At 40.5% G+C, this 16,521-nt stretch carries 19 protein-coding genes; 13 read left to right on the top strand and 6 right to left on the bottom strand.

What is annotated here, in order from left to right; translation table 11 throughout:
* The first annotated feature begins 4 nt into the window (after positions 1–4).
* The 8 genes from EJ995_RS04330 to EJ995_RS04295 all read left to right on the top strand — a co-directional run bounded on the left by EJ995_RS04330 (position 5) and on the right by EJ995_RS04295 (position 5,919).
* Positions 5–592, top strand: a complete 588-nt coding sequence (locus EJ995_RS04330) for a Crp/Fnr family transcriptional regulator (RefSeq protein WP_126445961.1) — start codon at positions 5–7, stop codon at positions 590–592.
* Between the two features lie 85 nt (positions 593–677).
* A complete protein-coding gene (locus EJ995_RS04325) occupies positions 678–1,334 on the top strand; it encodes a peroxiredoxin family protein (RefSeq protein ID WP_126445959.1) in 657 nt (218 codons plus the stop codon).
* Between the two features lie 4 nt (positions 1,335–1,338).
* Entirely contained in the window at positions 1,339–2,175 is an 837-nt protein-coding gene (locus tag EJ995_RS04320) for an oxidoreductase (protein ID WP_126445957.1), read from the top strand.
* A gap of 128 nt (positions 2,176–2,303) precedes the next feature.
* Positions 2,304–3,653 carry a magnesium transporter gene (mgtE, locus tag EJ995_RS04315; RefSeq protein ID WP_126445955.1) on the top strand — a complete coding sequence of 450 codons (1,350 nt, stop codon included), beginning with the start codon at positions 2,304–2,306 and terminating at the stop codon, positions 3,651–3,653.
* 52 nt (positions 3,654–3,705) lie between these two features.
* On the top strand, positions 3,706–4,185 hold the full coding sequence (locus tag EJ995_RS04310; RefSeq protein ID WP_126445953.1) for a hypothetical protein: 480 nt from the start codon (positions 3,706–3,708) through the stop codon (positions 4,183–4,185).
* Between the two features lie 8 nt (positions 4,186–4,193).
* Positions 4,194–5,135, top strand: coding sequence for a 2-hydroxyacid dehydrogenase (locus tag EJ995_RS04305; RefSeq protein WP_126445951.1), 942 nt, complete (start codon positions 4,194–4,196; stop codon positions 5,133–5,135).
* Positions 5,132–5,506, top strand: coding sequence for a VOC family protein (locus EJ995_RS04300; RefSeq protein WP_126445949.1), 375 nt, complete (start codon positions 5,132–5,134; stop codon positions 5,504–5,506). Before EJ995_RS04305 ends, EJ995_RS04300 begins: the two co-directional genes overlap by 4 nt.
* Before the next feature lie 35 nt (positions 5,507–5,541).
* The gene (locus EJ995_RS04295) at positions 5,542–5,919 is read left to right on the top strand and encodes a TM2 domain-containing protein (RefSeq protein WP_126445947.1); all 378 of its coding nucleotides are present in this window, start codon (positions 5,542–5,544) and stop codon (positions 5,917–5,919) included.
* 13 nt (positions 5,920–5,932) lie between these two features.
* Here the strand turns inward: EJ995_RS04295 and EJ995_RS04290 are convergent, their stop codons facing one another.
* Genes EJ995_RS04290 through EJ995_RS04275 form a run of 4 tightly spaced genes read right to left on the bottom strand, consistent with a single transcriptional unit; the run spans position 5,933 to position 10,616 of the window.
* Positions 5,933–7,006 carry a carboxypeptidase-like regulatory domain-containing protein gene (locus EJ995_RS04290; protein ID WP_126445945.1) on the bottom strand — a complete coding sequence of 358 codons (1,074 nt, stop codon included), beginning with the start codon at positions 7,004–7,006 and terminating at the stop codon, positions 5,933–5,935.
* Complete coding sequence (locus EJ995_RS04285) at positions 6,996–8,813, bottom strand: GNAT family N-acyltransferase (protein WP_126445943.1); 1,818 nt, start codon at positions 8,811–8,813, stop codon at positions 6,996–6,998. Before EJ995_RS04285 ends, EJ995_RS04290 begins: the two co-directional genes overlap by 11 nt.
* A gap of 46 nt (positions 8,814–8,859) precedes the next feature.
* Positions 8,860–10,146: an aspartate kinase gene (locus EJ995_RS04280; protein WP_126445941.1), complete on the bottom strand. Its 1,287-nt coding sequence runs from the start codon at positions 10,144–10,146 to the stop codon at positions 8,860–8,862.
* Positions 10,143–10,616 (bottom strand): GNAT family N-acetyltransferase, encoded by a 474-nt coding sequence (locus EJ995_RS04275; RefSeq protein WP_126445939.1) that lies wholly within the window; start codon positions 10,614–10,616, stop codon positions 10,143–10,145. The genes EJ995_RS04280 and EJ995_RS04275 overlap by 4 nt, the downstream gene beginning before the upstream one ends.
* Positions 10,617–10,728: 112 nt before the next feature.
* Between EJ995_RS04275 and fbp the strand changes: the two genes are divergently transcribed.
* From fbp to EJ995_RS04250, 5 genes are read left to right on the top strand one after another with little or no spacing between them, the layout of a single operon-like run.
* Positions 10,729–11,739: a class 1 fructose-bisphosphatase gene (gene fbp, locus EJ995_RS04270; RefSeq protein WP_126445937.1), complete on the top strand. Its 1,011-nt coding sequence runs from the start codon at positions 10,729–10,731 to the stop codon at positions 11,737–11,739.
* 37 nt (positions 11,740–11,776) lie between these two features.
* On the top strand, positions 11,777–12,130 hold the full coding sequence (locus tag EJ995_RS04265) for a fructose 1,6-bisphosphatase (protein WP_126445935.1): 354 nt from the start codon (positions 11,777–11,779) through the stop codon (positions 12,128–12,130).
* A gap of 12 nt (positions 12,131–12,142) precedes the next feature.
* Positions 12,143–12,976, top strand: a complete 834-nt coding sequence (locus EJ995_RS04260; protein ID WP_126445933.1) for a cell envelope biogenesis protein OmpA — start codon at positions 12,143–12,145, stop codon at positions 12,974–12,976.
* A complete protein-coding gene (locus tag EJ995_RS04255) occupies positions 12,973–13,452 on the top strand; it encodes a Rab family GTPase (RefSeq protein ID WP_126445931.1) in 480 nt (159 codons plus the stop codon). The genes EJ995_RS04260 and EJ995_RS04255 overlap by 4 nt, the downstream gene beginning before the upstream one ends.
* Before the next feature lie 26 nt (positions 13,453–13,478).
* Positions 13,479–14,954, top strand: a complete 1,476-nt coding sequence (locus tag EJ995_RS04250; protein ID WP_126445929.1) for an ATP-binding response regulator — start codon at positions 13,479–13,481, stop codon at positions 14,952–14,954.
* 1 nt (position 14,955) lies between these two features.
* Here the strand turns inward: EJ995_RS04250 and EJ995_RS04245 are convergent, their stop codons facing one another.
* Positions 14,956–15,381, bottom strand: coding sequence for a TerB family tellurite resistance protein (locus tag EJ995_RS04245; protein WP_126445927.1), 426 nt, complete (start codon positions 15,379–15,381; stop codon positions 14,956–14,958).
* Positions 15,382–15,437: 56 nt separating this feature from the next.
* The gene (locus tag EJ995_RS04240; RefSeq protein ID WP_126445925.1) at positions 15,438–16,376 is read right to left on the bottom strand and encodes an NAD-dependent epimerase/dehydratase family protein; all 939 of its coding nucleotides are present in this window, start codon (positions 16,374–16,376) and stop codon (positions 15,438–15,440) included.
* Between the last annotated feature and the right edge of the window lie 145 nt (positions 16,377–16,521).

Genomic DNA, 16,521 nt, shown 5'->3' with positions numbered 1-16,521 from the left:
TATCTTGCAAGACTATCAAAACATATTAAACAATATCAAAAGGTATGTTGATCTCGATGAGCGAGATGAGCGTGAATTCACTGGCTTACTGCGCACGACAAGAGTAAAAAAAAGGCAGTTTATCGTGCAGCCCAATTTTGTTTGTCATCATCAAACTTATGTGAAAAAAGGTGCGTTGCGCAGTTATTTCATAAGCGATGCAGGTATGGAACACACCATCCAATTTGCTGTAGAAGACTGGTTTATCAGCGACTTTAATAGTTATGTAAATCAAGAACCAGCATCTCTATTTGTAGAGGCACTAGAAGACTGTATTGTACATCAAATATCCTATGAGGACACAGAACAATTGTGTGCCAGCAACCATAAATTTGAGCGATTCTTTAGACTTGTTGCCCAAAAGTCATTTGCCTATTCCCAGCGCCGTGTATTGTCAAATCTTAATAATACTGCACAAGAACGCTATCTTGAATTTCTAAAACTCTACCCCAATATTGTCCAGCGCGTGCCGCAATATATGCTTGCATCCTACCTAGGCATGACAGCTGAGTTTTTGAGTAAAATACGCAAGCGCGTTGCTCAAGAATCTTGAACTAGTTCAATTCAATTTACTGGTATAGTTCATTTTATAGGCTGCGCACAGCCTGCATATTTGTATCGTTTAAAAATCTATAATTATGAGCGATACACACAACTCTTACAAAGAAGACTTGAAAACCTTGCGCGGTAACCTCACACAGATGCTACCGGCTGACGCACTTGAGGTATTTGACAACGATGCGAGCCAATTGCAAGCATCACAACAATCCATTTTAAAATTGCAAACAGGAGATACAGCTCCTGACTTTTCACTATCAAACGCTGCAAATGAAACGGTGCGTTTGTACGACCTGCTGGAAGAAAGTCGTGTGATCCTGGTTTTTTATCGAGGCACGTGGTGCCCTTACTGCAATCTACAGTTATCTCACTATAGGCAACACATGGATAATTTTACCAAGCATAATGCACAGCTTGTAGCTGTTTCTCCACAAACACCAGATGAGTCGATGAACATAAAGGAAAAGAACGAGCTAGATTTTCATGTATTGAGTGACAATGGTAATATGGTTGCTAGAAATTTTACCCAGGTATTTAAAAACGCTGATCAACCAATAGATACCATGACAAATTTGGGATTTGACTTTGACAGCCATTATGCAGATGACTCACGTGAGATTCCAGTGCCAGCAGTTTTTATTATTGATCAGGATCATAAAGTAACCTTTGCAGCATCAACTGGAGGCGATTACCGCAATCGTGTAGAAGCAACTGATATTATTAACTCATTAAAATAGAAACATGGAAAAGAAAATTTGGTTTATCACAGGTATATCGAGTGGATTGGGTGAAGCACTTGCCACACAGGTTATGAACGCTGGAGATTTTGTAGTAGGTACTTTTAGAAAGGAATCGCAGACCTCAGCCTTCAATAAAAAATATGAAGATAAAGGTCATGCCATCACCCTTGACGTCACCCAGGAAAATGAAATAGCACCAGCCGTTAAGAATATCATCGAGCAGTTTGGAAACATTGATGTGCTGGTTAACAACGCTGGAATCGGAATTATTGGCGCAGTTGAAGAAACCTCGATCGCTGAAACGAGAAAAGTATTTGAAACTAATTTTTACAGCGTACTCAATCTCACAAATGCTGTATTGCCATACATGCGTGATAGAAAATCGGGACACATTATTCAAATCTCATCGCATGGCGGTTTGAAGGCCTTTGCAGGTTTTGGAATTTATAATGCCAGTAAGTTTGCATTAGAAGGTTTTAGTGAAGCGCTGGCGCAAGAAATTGCACCACTGGGTATTAAGTTAACTATGGTCGAGCCAGGACCATTCCGTACACGATTTGCTAGCAGCAATCTTATGGAGGCCGACAAGGTTATTGAAGATTATAACGATACCGCTGGAGCATTTAGAAACAAACTCAAAGGTGTTGATGGTAAGCAAGAAGGCGATCCTAATAAAGCCGCGCTTGCTATAATAAATTTGGTTAATTCAGATAACCCATCACTACGATTGCCATTAGGTAAAACAGCACTAGTCACCATACAAATGAAAATTGACAGCGTCCAGGCAGATCTCGATGCTCATCGTGAAATAGCTGCTGGCGCAATTTATAAGTCTTAAAGAGCGACTCGCAGACAGTTTGATTTTAGATAATGCTGGACAAAATGGTACAATGCTCATCCTGTCCAGCATTTTATGTTCTTAATCGCAGGTCAAAAGTTATATTTGTGAGCTAGTACCTCACGCCCATGCAATTTCAAGTAACACCAGACTTTATCACAGACCTTGAACAACTCATCGATCAAGGTGATAGCGCTCGCGTCAAGGCGATATTAGAGGATTTGCACTTTGCTGACATTGCTGAGATCATTGACGATCTCAATCTAGAGCGAGCAATTTTCATCATCAAGTTGCTGGATAGCGAGACCACGTCTGAGGCTCTCATGGAACTTGATGAAGACCAACGAGACCGTATTCTCAATGAGTTATCACCTAAGGAAATTGCCGACGAGCTAGAAGAAATGGATACCGATGATGCCGCCGATATCCTAAACGAGCTGCCAGATATTCTCGCTCAAGAAGTCATCTCAAATATGGGTGACGAGCAACATGCAGAAGACATAGTAGATCTATTGCGCTATGATGAAAATAGCGCTGGTGGACTGATGGCAAAAGAATTGGTAAAGGTGAATGAAAACTGGACCGTTACCGGTTGTGTAAGCGAGATGCGCGCACAGGCGGAAAACGTTACCAGAGTCCATTCCATTTATGTGGTGGACAATCAACAAAAACTAAAAGGTCGTCTCTCTCTCAAGGACTTACTCACAAGTGCTGAGACCACACCTATCAAGGATGTATATATTCCCAAAGTGGATTACGTCAATGTCAACACATCTGGCGAAGAGGTTGCTCGCGTTATGCGTAAATATGACCTGGAAGCCATACCCGTGGTAGATGAGCTAGACAGACTTGTAGGCCGTATTACCATTGACGATATAGTAGATTTTATTACTGAAGAAGCTGAAAAGGACTACCAACTCGCATCGGGTATCTCGCAGGATGTCGAGGCAAATGACAGTATTCTCGATTTGACACGAGCGCGATTGCCTTGGCTTGTTCTAGGACTAGTCGGTGGTATAGGTGCTGCTGCGATTATGGGCCAGTTTGAGTCCTTGTTTGAAGAGTATGCCGTGCTGTTTTTATTTACACCACTCATCGCCGCGATGGCAGGAAATGTGGGCGTTCAATCCAGTGCAATCATCGTTCAAGGTATTGCAAATGATGATTTGCGCGGCAGCATTTCTAGCCGTTTACTTAAAGAAGTCTTGCTTGCCATGCTCAACGGTGTGATTTTGGCCTTACTGCTACTGGTTTACACCTATTTTGCTCAAGGCGAGATCCTTACATCCATCGCTATTTCTACCTCACTGTTTTGTGTTATTATTGTCGCTGGCCTTATCGGGACTTTTGTTCCGCTCTTTTTACATAAGCGCGGTATCGATCCTGCACTCGCGACAGGTCCTTTTATCACGACCAGCAACGACATCTTTGGTATTCTTATTTATTTCCTACTTGCAAAGGCCATCATTGGTATCTAGTTGGTGGGTTTGTTAGCTTTCGCGAAAGCGTAATTCCCACTATCTTCACAACATGAAAACTGCCACGGCCAAAGAGGTGCGCGATGAACTCAAGTATCGCACAGATGATGAGTTGCGTGCGATCATTTTACGGCTATCAAGATTCAAAAAGGAGAATAAGGAGCTGCTGAGTTACCTGCTTTTTGAAGCGCACCATGAGGAAGAATATATTGAGAATGTCAAGAAATTAATTGACGAGAAGCTACTCGCCATCAACACCAGCAATGGTTATTATGCAAAAAAAGCAGTGCGTCGCATACTCAAGGAAACCAAAAAATATGTGCGCTATTCAGGCAGCAAGGAGACAGAGGTAAGCCTGTTGATTCATTTTTGCTACAGTCTGCAAGAGACGCATCCATCTTTACTGCGCCTTAAAATTGTAAGGGATATTGTGCAGCGGCAAATCGTCCTTATTAAGGTGCGTATCTCGACCTTACATGAGGACTTACAGTACGATTATGAGCAGGAACTCGACAAAATCGATTACCATTAGACGCAGCTATGAAGATCTTACACCTAGATAGTAATCATGAAATTCTGGCTCAAATGCTGGAAGATGCTGGTCATGAAAATCATTTTGATTTCACCAGTAATAAGGAACAAATACAGCAAGTATTATCCAATTATGACGCGCTGGTCGTGCGCAGTAGATTCCCTATCGACGCAGCGTTTTTGTCGCACGCTACAAATCTCAAATGTATAGGACGTGTAGGCGCTGGACTAGAAAATATAGATCTCGCCGTTGCTGAAAAATTAGGAATCGCCTGTTTCAACGCACCAGAAGGAAATAGAAATGCCGTAGGCGAGCATGCGCTAGCCATGTTGCTAGCCTTGTTCAACAAATTGAATAAGGCAGATCGTGAGGTGCGTTCTGGCATCTGGGATCGAGAAGGTAATCGTGGTATTGAACTCGATGGTCGCACGGTAGGATTGATAGGTTATGGCAACATGGGTAAAGCTTTTGCAAGAAAATTGCGTGGGTTTGATTGTGAGGTACTATGTTATGATATCAAAGACAATGTAGGTGATGAAAACGCACAACAAGTCTCGCTAGCACATCTGCAACAAGACGCCGATGTACTGAGCCTACACACACCGCAAACCCAGCTTACCACAAACATGGTGGATGCAGACTTCATCAACGCTTTTGCAAAACCTTTTCACCTCATCAATACCGCTCGTGGTAAATCTGTCGTGACCGCCGACTTGGTTGCCGCGTTAGAGAATGGTAAGATCCTAGGTGCAGGTCTGGACGTGCTGGAATATGAAAAAAGCTCTTTTGAAAATATGTTTGATGAGCATCAAATGCCTGAAGATTTCAAGAAACTGCTTGCCATGGATCAAGTCATATTATCGCCGCATGTTGCTGGATGGACCGTTGAATCAAAAAAGCTGCTTGCACAGGTAATCGCTAACAAAATGATAAAGGACCTAGAATCATGAAAGGAAAAGTCACAGGAATAGGAGGCGTTTTCTTCAAATGTGCAGATGTTGAAGCTACCAAGGCATGGTATAAAAAACATCTGGGCATCGATGCTGGCGATTATGGAGCAACCTTTAAAGCCGCAGAAAATCAAACAACCGCATGGAGTCCATTTAAACAAAAGACCGATTATCTAGGTGAACGAGATCAACAATTCATGGTCAATTATCGTGTGGATGATCTTGACGCTCTTATGCAGAGACTGGCAGCCGCTGATATTGAATCCATCAAACCAATAGAGCATTATGAGTACGGATCCTTTGCCTGGGTTGTAGATATTGATGGACGCAGGATAGAACTTTGGCAGCCAGCAGATGAATCTATTTTATAAAAAAATAGTATGTTTAAAACTCTAAACTAACAACCATGAGTGATACCAATAGACCCAACGATGATTCTAGATTTGACAGTACCAGAGAAGGTTTCAAGCAATCTGCAAATGAGTTTAAAGACGGACTGGACGATCTAGTGCATGGTCAAAACAACAAGAAGTTGATTGCTGGTTTGATGGGGATTTTCTTCGGCGGTTTGGGAATTCACAAGTTTGTTTTGGGTTATACTCAAGAAGGTTTGATTTTGTTGGGTACCACGCTGCTATCGTTAGTGCTAATTTGCGTTGTCATAGGAGCATTTACCATCTATATCCCAGTTATCATAGGCTTTATAGAAGGTATCATCTATCTCACAAAGTCTGATGAGGAGTTTTACCAAATGTATCAAGTAGGTCGCAAGCCTTGGTTCTAGGCTATTGCTTCTACTATTTTTCTATCACCTCATAGTCAAGTGGCATCATGCCGCCTACTCCTAATTTTGCAATATATCCACTAAGCCTAATTTCTCTAGAGGTCAAATTATTGCCGTAATCATCTATGTATAGATAATTGGTTGATAGTGAAAAATCAGTTTGATGTCCAGACCTATCCTTGACGGAATATCGCTTATTTCTAAAAGCTACCTGATATCCATCCACAATCTTTTTTGATCTAATATGTTTTTCAGGATCTACTTTAAAACCTTTGGAGAACAATTTAAACTTGCTTTCTTCCCATGTCTCTCGTGATATCACCCTAAATAAATTGAGCGATGATTGCCTGAAGGCCTTATTGCGTCTCCTACGCCATTTTCTTTTTGTAATATCGACGTCGTGCGCGTCTTGATAGAATGATGAACCCGCGCGATATGAGGAAGTTTGAACATAATTCCTATAGGCATGTTCAACATCATAGGAGCGCTGGATTTGACTGTCAGAAGGTATTTTTCTAAAGTTGAGCTCAAATTCTACCAAATCGTAATCAATCAGGTATCCTAATTGTTCATTGTAAATCCTGATAGGATTGTTGCTCCATGCCGTTAGTTGTTTAGTCTCTGGATTGAACCTCAATCGCACTTGACTCATGTTAAGAATCTTAGTATGTTCAAGGCTATTTAAACCAATAAAGGTTTCTCTAAATAAACGTTCTTTGGTGGTGCGATCCCATGGATCTGGATTGATGACCACAGCTTCCAGATCATTTTCTTGCATGGATAGTTTGATAATTGACGTGTCAAAGCTTACCGGATCTGCAAGTTGCTTTTTTTCATATCCTAAAAAACTAAAAACTAGTGGTGAATTATACTCTTGAGAATATTCAATAGAAAAATCACCATCTGGTCCAGAAACAACACCTATCGAGGTTCCTGAAATATAAACTGCAACACCCATTAATGGCTCGCTGGTAATCTCATCGATGATCTTTCCTGTGATAGTGGTGGTTGTAGATTGTGCTTTCGCGAAAGCGGAACCTAAAATAAACAGAAACAACAACCAGGATTTGTGTTTGCTACTCCTCATTTTTAGTATTGAAATACTTGGCTTCCATTTCGGCTTGAAACTCTTCCATGACCGGTTTCACCGTACTTTCTGGTAGATCGGCAATGCGTATGTACATCAAACCATCAATAGCATTGTTGAACAATGGGTCCACGTTAAATGCAATCACGCGTGCATTCTGTTTCACGTATTTCTTGATCAATACCGGTAGTCGCAGCTCGTTGGGCTCCAGTTCATCTATCAAGCGATCAAATTTGTTGAGATCTGCCTGTGAACTGTCAAAAATGAAGTCCTTATCTGCATCCTGCAGTTTGACTTTAAACTCTTTTTTAGGCTTTATAAACTGCGCCAGATAAGGATCGTAATAATTACTCTTCATGAACTCAATCATGATAGATTTTGAAAAGTTAGAGAACTTATTACTAATGCTCACGCCACCTATTAGGTACTTGTGCTCAGGAAATCTCAACGTACAGTGCACGATGCCTTTCCACAATAGGAATAACGGCATTGGTTTTTGTTGATAATCTGGAATGATAAAAGCGCGACCCATTTCTATGGATTGCGACATCATTTTATGGGCATCAACGTCGATATTAAAAAGTTCGTTAAGATAGAATCCATTAATGCCGTACTCTTCATAAATATGCTGACCCATTCCCATGCGATAAGCGCCTGCAATACATTGAGCATCCTTGTCCCATAAAAACATCTGGTGATAGAAGTCATCATATTTGTCCAGATCGATGGACTTGTTGGTGCCTTCTCCTATTTCTCTAAAGGTGATTTCCCGCAATCGGCCTATTTCCCGCAATATGTTAGGAATCGCATTAGCCTTAGTAAGGAACACCTCATAATTCTTTGATATAAGCAGTCGCTTATCGTCTTGTCTTAAGTTTTCTACCTCAACAGCCAGCGCATTGCCGTCACTGCCTTGAATAATCTTTTCTGGTGGTGATTTGGGCAGTTTGATATTTTTAGGCAGATCGCGCAGTTTGGTAACTTCCTTGTCATAGGCCTTAGAAAGTAAATAGGTTTTGCGCCTTAAAAAGTCTGTAAAGTCCTTAAGGTCTTCATGCTCTTTTTGAGCTGCAACCGGTACGGCATTACCTATGCGCACAATGATGGTGCGCTTTTTTTGAGTAAGTAATTCTGATGGCAATTTTGCCGTTCTCAACGTGTCTGACAGCTTGGCTAATCCATAAAACAGTCGGCTGTTCTTTGCATGAAAGTAGATAGGTATGACAGGAACCTCAGCCCTTTGTATAAGTTTCATCGCAGCTGGTTCCCAGGCGCGATCTACAATTAATTTACCATCACGATAGGTAGAAACCTCGCCAGCAGGAAAGATCCCCAATGGTAAATCGTTCTTTAAATGCCTAATGGCCTTTATAAATCCTGTGGCACTAGACTGTGCTTCCTTATGATCCTCAAACGGATTGACCGGCATGATAAATGGCTTGAGCGGCTCAATGCGATGCAATAAAAAGTTGGCGATGATCTTGAAATCTGGCCGTCGATCCAGTAATAGTTTCAACAATAATATACCATCAACGCCGCCTAGTGGATGATTGGATATAGTGATAAAACCACCCGTTTTAGGAATACGTCGCAGGTCTTCTTCTGGTATTTCAAACTTTACGTTGAGATCATCGAGAATCGCATCAAGAAATTCAGTGCCTTCTTTGTGCTTATTCCTATCGTATATCTTGTTGAGTCGTGATATGCGCAACAACTTCATTATAGACCAGCCTCCTAGCTTGCCTAGCAATCCGTATTTGTCAATATTGATGGCTTTTGCTACCTCTTGTGCATTTACCAGACTCATAAAATAAAATAGGTGTAAGCAGCAAATATAATGCTTACAAGGCTACCTATACCGCTGTAACTAGTTGAAGCGTTTCCTGTGTACGCTGTTTTAAGAGTACGTTTTTTCCTGCTTCCATCGATGGGATCGTGTCACCTTCATAATGCCGCACCGTATAAAGTGAAACACCTTTTACATGGGACACCTTGAACTTTTCCTTGAGTCCAGCAAGCAACTTTTCTATACGCGCGTACTTATCCTCGATACATAAAGAGAAACTAATTGCGCTATTTTGTAGTAATCCTACTTGCATTTTGTTCTCGCTTAATTCATGAAAAATATCACTAATACTGCGTTCACCTATAAAGCTAAAGTCTCGTGACGAGATCGTGAGATAGACCATGTTTTTACGTACAATAAAACAAGGTGTTTTAGGAACCAACGATTTACTGGAAGTAATGGTGCTACCAGGCTCCAGCGGATTCAAAAACGACTTCACGTTAAGTGGTATGCCCTTGCGTTGCAGTGGTTGCAGCGTTTTTGGGTGAATAACACTGGCTCCATAAAAAGCTAGCTCAATCGCCTCGTTGTAAGGTATTTTCTCTAATAGAACAGTATCGTCAAACACACGTGGATCTGCGTTGAGAACGCCGGGAACATCCTTCCAGATGGTAACCTCGCTTGCCTGCAAACTGTAGGCAAAAATCGCTGCCGTGTAATCACTACCTTCACGACCCAGCGTGGTAGTAAAACCGTTATCATCGCTACCTATAAATCCTTGAGTCACAAATAATTTCTCTTTGCAAGCATCCTTGATCGCGGCGGTCGTTTGATCCCAATCGACGGTTGCATCACGATACTTATGATCAGTTTTTATGAGCTGTCGCGCGTCCTTCCAGTCGATAGGAATATCGCAAGCATTGAGAAACGTGGCAACTATGCGTGTAGACATAAGCTCTCCATGACTCACGACTTGATCATACAGGAAACTGTAATTCTTGCTTTGATTGCGCAACATTTCTCCCTTTAAGGATTCTATGATGGCTTTAAGGGTTTTGTTTATTCCGCTTTCGCGAAAGCGTAACACACAACCTTCATCAACCTCATCTGTGACCTCTTGCAAATCCTCAATGATTTGAACATGCTGGTCGTGCAGTAGATCAATAAGTTTCAAGTAGCTAGGATCATTATTTTGATATCTAGCGATAATTTCTTCAAGGGCATTAGTTGTCTTGCCCATTGCCGAAATCACGATACCCAAATCATCAGTTCCCATGGTGTGCAACACTCTCTTGACATTGCGCACGCCAGCGGCATCTTTGACTGATGCTCCACCAAATTTGTAAATTCTCATTCTCCTAAATATTTTGCGAGCGCCGCATTATCCATTTGAGCTAGATACCATCCTTTGAGAATGGTCGCACCACTATTTTCATAAAAATCGATCGCATTTTGATTCCAATCCAGCACTACCCATTCTACTCGTCGCACGCCTTGTGATTGCGCGTGTTTAAGCACTTGATCATATAAGGCTTTGCCCAGGCCTTTACCACGCATTTCTTGCGTCACGATAAGATCTTCTAGGTGAATTGACTTTCCTTTCCAAGTTGAAAAACGTGGGTAGCACAAGGCTATACCTTCTATTACACCGTTATACTCACCCACAAAACAGGTAAACAACTTATGATCGCCTAGACCATGTTCTTCAAGCTCTTGAATGGTTACCTCAACGGCATCCGGCTCTTTTTCAAAGATGGCAAGCTCGTTGATCAACTCCAGCACTCGCGGGAAATCCTCTTTGACGGCAGTCCTAATGTGTATCATGACACAAAGAAAAGTCATAAAAGGTAAGTGATGAAAATTACTAGGAAACAATTAAACTATATCGTTATAGTATGCTTTTATTTTTAGGATATTTGCGACACACAAGAACCACATGGCACGCATCAATCAGACTCTAGGTGAGTTTATCATAGAAAACCAAAGCGAATTTCAATACAGCAGCGGTGAGCTGTCCAGACTTATCAATTCTATACGACTTGCTGCCAAGGCTGTAAATCATGAGGTGAACAAAGCTGGACTGGTAGATATCACAGGTAGCGCCGGTGAGATTAATACTCAAGGTGAAGACCAGCAGAAGTTGGACGTTTTTGCCAATGACACCTTTATACGCACCTTGACAAACCGCGAGATCGTTTGTGGTATCGCAAGTGAAGAAAACGATGATTTTATAACGATTCAGGGATCTAACAATGATCACAAGAATAAATATGTTGTACTTATCGACCCACTTGATGGTAGTTCTAACATTGATGTAAACGTATCAGTAGGTACGATTTTCTCAGTCTATAGACGGGTAACTCCAGTAGGAACACCTGTGCAACTAAAGGATTTCTTGCAGCCTGGAAATTTGCAAGTAGCCGCTGGTTACATTGTTTATGGAACATCTACCATGCTTGTTTACACCACTGGTCATGGCGTGAATGGATTTACTTTAAATCCTGCTCTAGGAACCTATTACCTATCGCATCCTAACATGCAGTTTCCTGAAGATGGTAACATCTATAGTGTTAATGAAGGGAATTACATCCATTTCCCTAAAGGCATCAAGAACTACATCAAATACTGTCAGGAAGAAGAAGGTGACAGACCTTATACCAGCCGATATATTGGTAGTCTAGTAAGTGATATACACCGCAATATGATCAAAGGTGGTATATATATGTATCCTAAAAGTTCTAAAGCAAACAATGGTAAATTGCGACTTTTGTACGAGTGTAACCCAATGGCTTTCATTGTAGAACAGGCTGGTGGTCGTGCGATCAATGGAGACACACGCATCATGGACTTGCAACCTACTGAGTTGCATCAACGCGTGCCATTTATTTGCGGCAGCAAGAATATGGTCGATACTGCAGAAGAGTTTTATCGCGCTGATCCTGATTAATTTTTTTCACATTAAATTAGAGGACAATTTATAGATCATGGCGGCAAATAAAACCGAGCAAAGCAACAACTCACAGGCTGTTGACAATAACCAAAAGCTAGATGCAATACGCAATCTTATTTTTGGTGAAAACATCCAACAATACGATAGCGAGTTTGATTTACTTAAGAAAGACATCCTCAAGAAACGCAAGGAACTTCAAGACCTTGTTGATGATACTAGAGATGAGTTGATGAAATCTATAGATTCACTCTCTACTGATCTTAATATACGCATTAGCGATCTGGAAACTAAGATCGAGGAAGACTTGAGCGACATGGATGCTGCTAAAGTGGATCGCAATATGCTAGGTGATGCATTAATCTCACTTGCCGAAAAAATAAAGGCATAAAACCGCATTCTAATGATGGAAGAAGCGGATAAACTCGAACTTTTAAAGCATCTATTACTTACAGATGAGCGCGACTATGCAGACAGTATTGCGCAAAAGATCGAGATCCTAGAAGATACCATCTCTACAAGAAGTAAACTTGAAGAAAAATTACATCCCATCATCGAGGATGAGCTCAAAGAGTTTGCTAGAAATATACCGCAGGAATTAGGTCCTGTAATTACAAAAACCCTTAAAAAACAAATAGCAGAATCTCGTGATGAAGTGGTAGAAGCGCTGTACCCAATCCTTGGTCAAATGATCAAAAAATACATCGCTCAAGAAATAAAGATTCTATCAGAAAAAATAGATCAAAAAACAAAAGAAAACTTATCGTTTGACAGCTGGAAAAGACGAATCATCTCAAAGTTTACAGGAGTAAAGGAACATGAGATTATTTTATCAGAGACGGCGTCTGCAAAAATTGATCAAGTGTTTGTTATTGATTCTGACTCTGGGATTTTACTAGGCAGCTTTTTTGAGAAATCAACTATGGATGAAGATATGGTGAGCGGTATGCTAACGGCCATAAAATCATTTGTAGAGGATGCATTTTTAGAACATAATCAAAAGCTTACCAGCATTGAATACGATCTATATCAAATACATTTATTCAATACGCCTAACTACTACATAGCCACTGCTGTAAGCGGCACTATTACAGAAAGATTAGAGAGTGAAATTGACGATCTAGCATTGAAAGTAAGTGCGATGATCAATGAGTTAAAAAGTAAAGACAACAAGGAAGATCTAGATTCTATCTTGATTAAGATATATTCACAAAACTCAGTACAAATCTCTTCATGAAAACAAAAAAGATTGTTGTTTTAGGTCTCTTTGGTGTAGGCAAAACATCCTTACTAAGAAAGTATGTTGAAGGCCTGTTCTCAGAAGATTATAAAGTCACGATAGGAGTTCATATTCTCAAAAAAACTGTTGTCATCAATGATGAGGAAATAAAACTCATTCTTTGGGATACTGAAGGAACTGAAAATATAGACCAGATTAGAAATTCTTATCTAAAAGGTGCTCACGGTTTTATCTATGTAGGCGATGTTACCAGACCTAATTCTTATGCAAGAGTAAAAGAAGACAAAGAATATCTAGAAAAAGAGTTTGATAATGTGCCCATATTAGTTGCCCTTAATAAAACAGATCTACTCACGCCTGGAACGATTAAACAAAAAGCTGCCGAGTTAGATTTCGCCGACTTCATGGTAAGCGCCAAGGAAGATAGTAATGTTAACAGGCTATTTGAAAAAATGGCAAAAATGATTGTTTAGATCGTCAACCCATACAAAACCCTATTATGAGTGATCTATACGCAAATATCATATGTGATGAGAAAGGAATCATTCTAGCATCCAATCAAGATTATTTTGAACTGCAAGTTGGTGAGGCCATTACAAACGTTCATCCGTTTTTTGAATCTCTATTTATCGACTCAAACAACTTACAAGAGGCTACTACCTTCAATGGGGTTCACATAGATGATAAGGTTTATGATATCACGGCTCATCTTTACACGTCCCAACGATTAAATTTAAAGCTAGCTGATGTTACCACTATTTATGACCGGATTCAAAGTATTGCCCAGCGCAAGAATGAGTCACTCATATTCAATGAGATCTTACAGCTCAAGAATGATTTACTTAAAGAGCGCGATACTTTTAAAGACCAATTTCTAGAGAATTTCTCTAGTGAGATACGCAATCCATTAACTTTAATTCATGCTTTTTCTAGCATGATGGCAAAGTCTCCATTAAGCCTTGAGCAAGAACAATTAATGACTTCTATTAGGTCACAAGTGTCTGGAATATTAAGCCTGGTAGAAGGCATGCAGCAAGCCTCTCACAGCAGCGGTTTGTCTATCAAATTTAATCAGGCAGCATTTTCTTTAAAGGAACTTTTAGACACAGCTTTGGATGGTTTTGAAAATCAATTGAGATTACTGGGATCGCGATTAAACGTGTCAATCGATAAAAATGTCCCGTCTTACATCTCAGGCGACCCTGATAAATTACTGCAGTCAATCAATCATTTATTGAGATTTGTCATCTATCAATCTCATGATCATACTATTGAAGTTAAGGTGAGTGAACTGCAGCGCAGAGCCAATATTTCAAGTATATCAATCACCATAGATCAAATATTTGCAGCTGACAATTCAACAATAATTACAAAGTCCAAAGAAGAAATTCGACTTAAAGCATCTAAAAACCTAGGGCTTAACATTTGTAGAGAATTGCTGGACTTGATGAATGCCTCTTTAAGTATCGATGTCTCTGACGCTGGCACCATTTCTTACGCACTGAATTTCAAGGCACCTGTTTCGAAATCAGGTTCAGTCAAGACCACTGTTTTGAATGAAATTGCAGCAGTTAACCTTAAGCGCAAAATCAAGACGCTTATTGTTGAAGATCAGGCAGCAGCACAAATGACAGCTGTAAAAATCCTGACTACTACCAAAAATTTTGACACCTACGTGCTTACAGATGCCAGAAAAATAATAGATATGGTAGAGACAGACGATGATCTAGATCTCATCATAGTTGCCAATAGCATCAATCAAACAGACGCCATAGAGCTCTTAAAAATGATGAAAAGTGTACGTAACATGAGTAATCGTACTCTTAAGTATCTAGCACTTTCTTTGAACAACGACGGTAAAGAAAACAAAAAGTATTTGCGCAACGGCTATCATGCGGTTCTAGGCAAACCTTACACAGACGATGACCTTTTGCAGGTTATCTACAACACGGTAGACCTCAAATTATACAGATAACCTATCTGTTTTTGTTGAGTAGGTAACGGTAGTCCTCTAGACTCAGGTGACCAGTAAATATCTCAATGGAACGCTCCGTCAAGTAAGTAGCGTCTTCATCGTTAAACCCTAGAGCTACGGCGTACTTCTTGAGCAACTTGTGCTCAGTTTCATCCATCTCATGGTCAGCAAAAACGATTTTGAAAAGATCATGCAACCATTGAATGCGCTCTTCGCTCGTATTAGGTGGAAAAACAGGAAACTTTGAAGGATCTTTCATAATCTCTTCATAGTCAGAATCATTGATATCAAGAACTGATTTGTATCGTGATAATAAAGTACTCTCTTCATCTTTCAATCCAGACGATTGTGCGATGCTTACTAATGATGCAAAGTGACTTCTATTCCTGGCGCTTTCTCCAGACTCAAATAATGATGAAAAGGACATATTCTTAATTTAAAAGTGCTACAAATATAATCAACTGCTATGGCTGGTAAAGTGATTTAAGAAAGATGTTTTAACATCTCGGCAACCATGGTTTCCAGTTCAAATTGTGGCTGCCATTGCCAGTCTTTTCTTGCGGCATCATCATTAATAGAACCTGGCCAGCTGTCAGCGATTGCTTGGCGATAATCCGGCTGATAGCTCACTTCAAAGGCTGGCTTATGGACCTTAATAGCATTAGCTATTTGCGCTGGTGTAAAGCTCATTCCTGATAGGTTGTAAGATGAACGTTCCTTGACTGCTTCCGCGGGCGCTTCCATTATTTCTACAGTGGCTCGTATAGCATCTTCCATATACATCATAGGCAACTGCGTATCATCCTTTAAAAAGCATTCATAATTCTCGCCAGCGGCTGCCTTATGGAAAATATCTACGGCATAATCTGTTGTGCCACCACCAGGCAATGTTTTCCAGGATATCAATCCAGGGTAGCGTATGGATCGTACATCAACACCATATTTATCGTGATAGTATTGACACCAGCGTTCACCAGTCTGTTTGCTTATACCATAAACAGTAGTAGGCTCCATAACGGTATGTTGTGGTGTGTTTTCCTGCGGCGTTGTCGGGCCAAAAACCGCAATACTCGATGGCCAAAATATTTTGTCTATTTTCTTCTCCTTACCCAGATCCAGCACATTGAACAAGCTGTTCATGTTGAGTTTCCACGCTTTGTCAGGATATTTCTCGCCAGTCGCGCTCAACATGGCAGCCATAAGATAGACCTCTTCAATCTCATAGTGTAAGCATATATCTTCAACCTGGTTTCCATCCATGGCATCCATGATCTCAAATGGACCGCTCGCCATCAATTCCTCACTTCCTTCTCTAATGTCACCAGCGATAACCGCATCATTACCATATAACTCGCGCAGTCGCATGGTCAGCTCCGTTCCTATTTGCCCACAGGCACCTATGACTAGTATTTTCTTACCCAATCTTTTAAATTTTGAGCAAATATAGTGCTAGTACTACCATAATGTAACTTTAGTGTGGATAGGACGATAATGATTACGCTTTCGCGAAAGCGTAACAAACCAACAACTCAAAAACTCGATAATATGTATGAATGGTAAAAATTCC

The organism is Nonlabens ponticola (assembly GCF_003966335.1).
Lineage (GTDB): Bacteria > Bacteroidota > Bacteroidia > Flavobacteriales > Flavobacteriaceae > Nonlabens > Nonlabens ponticola.
Note: the sequence above shows the minus strand (reverse complement) of the source record. Positions and strands in the feature narration are given on the sequence as shown.

What these genes read in the sequence shown, in the direction of transcription:
- EJ995_RS04325 (WP_126445959.1), top strand. Translation starts at nt 678, where the DNA reads ATGAGCGATACACACAACTCTTACAAAGAAGACTTGAAAACCTTGCGC.
- EJ995_RS04320 (WP_126445957.1), top strand. Translation starts at nt 1,339, where the DNA reads ATGGAAAAGAAAATTTGGTTTATCACAGGTATATCGAGTGGATTGGGT.
- mgtE (WP_126445955.1), top strand. Translation starts at nt 2,304, where the DNA reads ATGCAATTTCAAGTAACACCAGACTTTATCACAGACCTTGAACAACTC.
- EJ995_RS04310 (WP_126445953.1), top strand. Translation starts at nt 3,706, where the DNA reads ATGAAAACTGCCACGGCCAAAGAGGTGCGCGATGAACTCAAGTATCGC.
- EJ995_RS04305 (WP_126445951.1), top strand. Translation starts at nt 4,194, where the DNA reads ATGAAGATCTTACACCTAGATAGTAATCATGAAATTCTGGCTCAAATG.
- EJ995_RS04300 (WP_126445949.1), top strand. Translation starts at nt 5,132, where the DNA reads ATGAAAGGAAAAGTCACAGGAATAGGAGGCGTTTTCTTCAAATGTGCA.
- EJ995_RS04295 (WP_126445947.1), top strand. Translation starts at nt 5,542, where the DNA reads ATGAGTGATACCAATAGACCCAACGATGATTCTAGATTTGACAGTACC.
- EJ995_RS04290 (WP_126445945.1), bottom strand. Translation starts at nt 7,006, where the DNA reads ATGAGGAGTAGCAAACACAAATCCTGGTTGTTGTTTCTGTTTATTTTA.
- EJ995_RS04285 (WP_126445943.1), bottom strand. Translation starts at nt 8,813, where the DNA reads ATGAGTCTGGTAAATGCACAAGAGGTAGCAAAAGCCATCAATATTGAC.
- EJ995_RS04280 (WP_126445941.1), bottom strand. Translation starts at nt 10,146, where the DNA reads ATGAGAATTTACAAATTTGGTGGAGCATCAGTCAAAGATGCCGCTGGC.
- EJ995_RS04275 (WP_126445939.1), bottom strand. Translation starts at nt 10,616, where the DNA reads ATGATACACATTAGGACTGCCGTCAAAGAGGATTTCCCGCGAGTGCTG.
- fbp (WP_126445937.1), top strand. Translation starts at nt 10,729, where the DNA reads ATGGCACGCATCAATCAGACTCTAGGTGAGTTTATCATAGAAAACCAA.
- EJ995_RS04265 (WP_126445935.1), top strand. Translation starts at nt 11,777, where the DNA reads ATGGCGGCAAATAAAACCGAGCAAAGCAACAACTCACAGGCTGTTGAC.
- EJ995_RS04260 (WP_126445933.1), top strand. Translation starts at nt 12,143, where the DNA reads ATGATGGAAGAAGCGGATAAACTCGAACTTTTAAAGCATCTATTACTT.
- EJ995_RS04255 (WP_126445931.1), top strand. Translation starts at nt 12,973, where the DNA reads ATGAAAACAAAAAAGATTGTTGTTTTAGGTCTCTTTGGTGTAGGCAAA.
- EJ995_RS04250 (WP_126445929.1), top strand. Translation starts at nt 13,479, where the DNA reads ATGAGTGATCTATACGCAAATATCATATGTGATGAGAAAGGAATCATT.
- EJ995_RS04245 (WP_126445927.1), bottom strand. Translation starts at nt 15,381, where the DNA reads ATGTCCTTTTCATCATTATTTGAGTCTGGAGAAAGCGCCAGGAATAGA.